A 2481-nucleotide genomic window follows, 5' to 3' on the forward strand; every position below is an offset into this window, starting at 1 on the left:
GCCAGCATCGCCAACCAGTCGATCCGCGTCAACGTGGATACGCTGGAGCATCTGATGACCATGGTCTCCGAGCTGGTGCTGACCCGCAACCAGCTGTTGGAGATCTCCCGCCGCAACGAGGACACCGAGTTCAAGGTGCCGTTGCAGCGGCTGTCCAACGTCACCGCCGAGCTGCAGGAAGGCGTCATGAAGACGCGCATGCAGCCGATCGGCAATGCCTGGCAGAAGCTGCCCCGCATCGTTCGCGACCTCTCGAGCGAACTCGGCAAGCAGATCGAGCTGGAGATGCACGGCGCCGACACCGAGCTCGACCGCCAGGTGCTCGACCTGATCAAGGACCCGCTCACCCACATGGTGCGCAACTCCGCCGACCATGGCCTGGAGACCCCCGCCGAGCGTCTCGCCGGCGGCAAGGGCGAGCAGGGCACCATCCGCCTGTCGGCCTATCACGAAGGCGGTCACATCATCATCTGCATCGCCGACAACGGCCGCGGCCTGAACACCGACAGGATCAAGGCCAAGGCGATCTCCTCAGGTCTGGTCACCGAGGCCGAGCTCGAGAAGATGAGCGAAGCCCAGATCCACAAGTTCATCTTCGCGCCGGGCTTCTCCACTGCTGCCGCCATCACCTCGGTATCGGGGCGCGGCGTCGGCATGGACGTGGTGCGCACCAATATCGACCAGATCGGCGGCACCATCGACATCAAGTCGGTGGCCGGTGAAGGCTCCTCCGTCACCATCAAGATCCCGCTGACGCTCGCCATCGTCTCCGCGCTGATCGTGGAAGCCGCCGGCGACCGCTTTGCGATCCCGCAGCTCTCCGTGGTCGAGCTGGTGCGGGCCCGCGCCAACTCGGAGCACCGCATCGAGCGCATCAAGGACACCGCGGTGCTCCGGCTGCGCAACAAGCTGCTGCCGCTGATCCATCTCAAGAAGCTGCTCAAGATCGACGACGGCGCCGTCTCCGATCCCGAGAACGGCTTCATCGTGGTGACCCAGGTCGGCAGCCAGACCTTCGGCATCGTCGTCGACGGCGTGTTCCACACCGAAGAAATCGTGGTCAAGCCGATGTCGACGAAACTGCGTCACATCGACATGTTCTCGGGCAATACCATCCTGGGCGACGGCGCGGTCATCATGATCATCGACCCCAACGGCATTGCCAAGGCGCTCGGCGCCGCCGGCTCCTCGGCCCATGACATGAACAGCGAGAACGGGGCTCACAGCATCGGATCGGGCGAGCAGACCACCTCGCTGCTGGTGTTCCGCGCCGGCTCGTCCCAGCCCAAGGCGGTCCCGCTCGGGCTCGTCACGCGCCTGGAAGAGCTCCCGGCCGACAAGATCGAGTTCTCGAACGGCCGCTACATGGTGCAATACCGCGAGCAGCTGATGCCGCTCGTTGCCATGGAGAGCGTCACCATCGCGAGCCAGGGCGCCCAGCCGATCCTGGTGTTCTCTGATGACGGCCGCTCCATGGGCCTCGTCGTCGACGAGATCATCGATATCGTCGAGGAACGGCTCAACATCGAGGTCGGCGGATCCTCCTCCGGCATTCTCGGCTCGGCCGTGATCAAGGGCCAGGCCACCGAAGTGATCGACGTCGGCCATTTCCTGCCGATGGCGTTCTCCGACTGGTTCACCCGCAAGGAGATGAAGCCGTCGCTGCACTCGCAATCGGTGCTGCTGGTCGACGACTCGGCGTTCTTCCGCAACATGCTGGCCCCGGTGCTCAAGGCGGCCGGCTACCGCGTCCGCACCGCGCCGACCGCGCAGGAGGGCCTCGCCGCGTTGCGCGCGCAGACCTTCGACGTGGTCCTGACCGACATCGAGATGCCCGACATGAACGGGTTCGAGTTTGCCGAGACGATCCGCTCCGACAGCAATCTGGGCGCGATGCCGATCATCGGCCTCTCCGCGCTGGTGTCGCCGGCGGCGATCGAGCGCGGCCGTCAGGCCGGCTTCCACGACTATGTCGCCAAGTTCGACCGTCCCGGTCTGATCGCGGCGCTGAAGGAACAGACCGCGGGCGCCGCCGGTGCCTCCGAGCTGAGCCGCGCAGCCGCGTAAACCCCAGCGGGATCAGGAGATACGCAACATGACCAAGAAGACCCAGTCCGGCGAAGGCGCCATGGTCGAATACGTCACCGCGATGATCGGCGGCCAGCTGTTCGGCTTGCCGATCTCCCGCGTCCAGGACGTGTTCATGCCCGAGCGCGTCACCCGCGTGCCGTTGTCCTCGCGCGAGATCGCGGGCGTGCTGAACCTGCGCGGCCGCATCGTCACCGTGGTCGACATGCGCGCCCGGCTCGGCCTGCCCAAGCCCGAGGACGGCAAGATCCCGATGGCGGTCGGCGTCGACCTGCGCGGTGAATCCTATGGCCTCCTGATCGACCAGATCGGCGAAGTGCTGCGGCTCGCCGAGGACGGCATGGAAGAAAACCCCGTCAATCTCGACCCCCGCATGGCCAAGCTCGCCGGCGG

2 protein-coding genes are annotated in these 2481 nt (G+C 65.9%); both read left to right on the forward strand.

Annotation, left to right across the window (positions count from 1 at the left end; genetic code table 11):
* A partial coding sequence (locus AC0L20_RS39425) for a hybrid sensor histidine kinase/response regulator (RefSeq protein ID WP_473295577.1) occupies positions 1-2067 on the forward strand: 2067 nt, incomplete at its 5' end.
* A gap of 28 nt (positions 2068-2095) precedes the next feature.
* The coding region (locus AC0L20_RS39430; protein ID WP_473295578.1) for a chemotaxis protein CheW at positions 2096-2481 on the forward strand (386 nt) is incomplete at its 3' end.

The organism is Bradyrhizobium sp. Kon58, from assembly GCF_055807455.1.